Origin of the sequence: Endozoicomonas sp. ONNA2, assembly GCF_024606365.1 — a bacterium.
In the GTDB taxonomy this organism is placed as follows: Bacteria; Pseudomonadota; Gammaproteobacteria; order Pseudomonadales; family Endozoicomonadaceae; genus Endozoicomonas.
On the sequence record NZ_JAHHPO010001062.1, the window covers coordinates 1 to 2,810 of the forward strand.

6 protein-coding genes and 1 pseudogene are annotated in these 2,810 nt (G+C 48.8%); all 7 read right to left on the minus strand.

Going from position 1 to position 2,810, the window contains the following annotated elements; all coding sequences use genetic code 11:
• Positions 1–159: 159 nt before the first annotated feature.
• Complete coding sequence (locus tag KDK14_RS18855) at positions 160–708, minus strand: hypothetical protein (protein WP_257266752.1); 549 nt, start codon at positions 706–708, stop codon at positions 160–162.
• A 2-nt stretch (positions 709–710) separates the two neighbouring features.
• Positions 711–1,124, minus strand: coding sequence for a hypothetical protein (locus KDK14_RS18860; RefSeq protein WP_257266753.1), 414 nt, complete (start codon positions 1,122–1,124; stop codon positions 711–713).
• 25 nt (positions 1,125–1,149) lie between these two features.
• On the minus strand, positions 1,150–1,560 hold the full coding sequence (locus KDK14_RS18865) for a hypothetical protein (RefSeq protein WP_257266755.1): 411 nt from the start codon (positions 1,558–1,560) through the stop codon (positions 1,150–1,152).
• On the minus strand, positions 1,538–1,696 hold the full coding sequence (locus tag KDK14_RS18870; protein WP_257266756.1) for a hypothetical protein: 159 nt from the start codon (positions 1,694–1,696) through the stop codon (positions 1,538–1,540). The genes KDK14_RS18865 and KDK14_RS18870 overlap by 23 nt, the downstream gene beginning before the upstream one ends.
• 50 nt (positions 1,697–1,746) lie before the next feature.
• Positions 1,747–1,872 carry a hypothetical protein gene (locus KDK14_RS18875; protein ID WP_257266757.1) on the minus strand — a complete coding sequence of 42 codons (126 nt, stop codon included), beginning with the start codon at positions 1,870–1,872 and terminating at the stop codon, positions 1,747–1,749.
• Positions 1,869–2,267 carry a VanZ family protein gene (locus KDK14_RS18880; protein ID WP_257266758.1) on the minus strand — a complete coding sequence of 133 codons (399 nt, stop codon included), beginning with the start codon at positions 2,265–2,267 and terminating at the stop codon, positions 1,869–1,871. The genes KDK14_RS18875 and KDK14_RS18880 overlap by 4 nt, the downstream gene beginning before the upstream one ends.
• Positions 2,257–2,760: pseudogene (locus KDK14_RS18885) on the minus strand (UTP--glucose-1-phosphate uridylyltransferase); the annotation flags it as partial. The gene KDK14_RS18880 and the pseudogene KDK14_RS18885, both read right to left, overlap by 11 nt.
• Between the last annotated feature and the right edge of the window lie 50 nt (positions 2,761–2,810).

Here is a 2,810-nt window from a genome sequence, read left to right on the forward strand (position 1 = left end):
GTTTAAATTAGCCTTGATTGGAACGATCGTAAGGCCGATTCTATCGCCCTGCTCAGAGGCGTTGATAGAGAAATTTTACTGCGTGAACTAAACCAAATATTCGGTTCTCAGCACAGTCAACTGGACAGCATTGACCACTCCGAAGACGATCCACAGTCATCATAACCCCTGCACGTCAGGGCCACTGAATGAGGTTAGTGGCTCTGCCTCAACCTGTGCCTTTCGGTTGAATGCCTGCGCATTTTTAATCTCAGTCCTGATCCCGTCCAAATTCACAAACAGGTTGGTTCTTGTTCCGTTAATCACCAGCAGCAGTGCACAGAGAATAAAAAGGGCTGAATCCCGTTTAGTCCGCATAAGCAAGTACTCTTTGGTGGGCTTCAGATCCTCGCTCCTCAGATGAGCCTGTGCCGGGTTGCTTGCACGCAATAAGGCATAATCTTCCTCTCTGAACGCTTCAATGGAGTTTTGCAGAAAATGATCGTACACCGGCTCCATAAATGATCTGATAATATCCGTACCTTCCGCTTTGATATCTTCCGCCTTAATGACGATTGATCCAGCCTTCAGCAAGGCTTCTTCGTAACAAAGGTTGACCATCTTCGCCAGTTTCCGGGCATGCTTTTCGTGCTCCTTGGTTTTCATGCTATTGATGGCAGTGTTTAGCTCACTGGTTACTGTGATTTTCAGTAAATCCTGGGTTTTCATAACTACCAAATCTCCGGCACCAACCGCCCCGCCTCAGGATGCAGATACTTCATCTCCAACACCTCCACCCCAATCATGATATGAATCACCAGTCCAACCAATAACACCCTCTGGGGCTCAGGACAGTTTGCCAGCCCACCATACTCTGCCAGCACCTTCTTCAATTTTGCCCAGGTGTCTTCCGACATAAACGAAACCCGCTCAAACAGTGAGTCCTGGTCCGGGTGCATTTCCAGCAGGCTCATACCACGGTCCGCATGTTCAGCAACAAAGGCCGCCAGCCGGTCACCTTCCGCATAACGGCCTGCCAGGCTTCTCAGCTCTGCCAGCTTGTCACTGTATTGCACAAACCACTCAATGTACTGTCGTTCATTGGTAATGGATGGGGCTTCGGGGATGGTGTTAGTTGTCGTCATATAATGGTTCGTTAAATTATGGAGGTCAGGCTTCGGCAGTTTGCAGCTCTTCCAGGTAAGAAACCGGAAATGAGAGCCAGGCGTCGTGCCCCTGGATAATCATGCCAGTTATCGATTCCTCACCGAGAAACATTTTATACGCCTTATCGCCTTTCATCTGACCGATTCGATATTCTGGCTTGATGCGCTCGATAGCTGTCGACTTATGAATGTAAAGGACGGCATTGTGAAGGTCGTTTACATAAACGGTGGGAATGTTCACCGGGCGTTTTTTGCTGGTGAATACCAGTTCTTCAATCCCTACGGCATCCACAAAGCTGCCATCATCGATCACATAAAAATAAACCCACTTGTCCTGCAGGAACTGGCACAACGACCTCAGGGTACTGACACTGTTGGTTGCTGAGATAATCTCAAGGGTTTGTTCGGTATCCATAAAGTTCCGTTTGTCCATACTCATGGAGCAAAGCATCTATCTCCCCCTGGTCAAGCTCATGCAATCTACCCAGGGTTATATCAGTGAGAGCATGGGTTACTATTTTGGCCAGTGGCTCAGGATTGTGTTTGGTCATTATTCATACCCATCGAAGGAGTTTTATTGTGCGAGCGTGTGGGGTTAAATTTAATCCGTAAAGTGCGCCCGGATAATATAATCATCCTTGCCGGTTTCAATGGCCTCGGCATGGACAACCTTTTTCCTGCGGTCAGATTTTCGGCTAACCATTTTTATGGTCGTCTTAATGGTCAAATTCTGCCCTGATACAGCCCATACAAACCAAGATACCCTAAAATCCCCACCCCATCGGCCAGAATATCCCCAAAACTGAAGCTCCGGTACCCGGTCATCTTCTGGCACAGTTCAATAAATATCCCAAAAGCCAGCAGGCATAGTAGCTTCCACCAAGCGGCTGGCTGATTGGGATAGGCCAGATCAAACAGTGCAAAAAGTACCATAAAGGTGATGGCATGTTTGAGTTTATCATTGATAAAAGCTGTAGGATCCGCCTCGCCGAGGATCACCGACATAAAGAAGGTAAAGGCCAGGGCAATAAAGAACAGCGCTTGCCGGGCGAAGGCGGGAATAGCGAGCAGGTGGGTAACCCGCTGGTTCAACCAGCCTTTCATTGATTGTTCAACGGGCATAAAGCTTATCGTAGCAATAGTTGGTCGCTTCGATAAAACCTTCAATACTGCCGCAGTCAAAACGTCTGCCCTTGAATTTATAAGCCAGCACGCAACCGCGCTGAGCCTGAGCCATCAGGGCATCGGTGATCTGGATCTCACCGCCCTTGCCGGGTTGGGTGTTTCTGATCAGGTCAAAAATATCCGGGGTCAGAATATAACGGCCAATAATGGCCAGGTTACTGGGGGCATCTTCCCTGGCGGGTTTTTCCACCATAGTTTCCACACGGATCAGGTCATCGGAAATGGTTTGCCCGGCAATCACGCCGTACTTGTGCACTTGATCTTCCGGCACTTCCATCACCGCTACAATGGAGCAACGGAACTGTTTGTAGAGTTGCGCCATTTGCGCCAGCACGCCGGGGCCATCCGGGTTAATGCACAGGTCATCGGCCAACACCACACCAAAAGGTTGTTCGCCGATCAGGGATTCACCGGAAAGAATGGCATCAGCAATTCCCGATAAATTGATTACCATCAATGATATCAAGGGTTAGAGGGAAA

Excerpts from the sequence above, each read along its gene's own strand:
- KDK14_RS18855 (WP_257266752.1), bottom strand. The coding sequence starts at position 708 with ATGAAAACCCAGGATTTACTGAAAATCACAGTAACCAGTGAGCTAAAC.
- KDK14_RS18860 (WP_257266753.1), bottom strand. The coding sequence starts at position 1,124 with ATGACGACAACTAACACCATCCCCGAAGCCCCATCCATTACCAATGAA.
- KDK14_RS18865 (WP_257266755.1), bottom strand. The coding sequence starts at position 1,560 with ATGGATACCGAACAAACCCTTGAGATTATCTCAGCAACCAACAGTGTC.
- KDK14_RS18870 (WP_257266756.1), bottom strand. The coding sequence starts at position 1,696 with ATGACCAAACACAATCCTGAGCCACTGGCCAAAATAGTAACCCATGCT.
- KDK14_RS18880 (WP_257266758.1), bottom strand. The coding sequence starts at position 2,267 with ATGCCCGTTGAACAATCAATGAAAGGCTGGTTGAACCAGCGGGTTACC.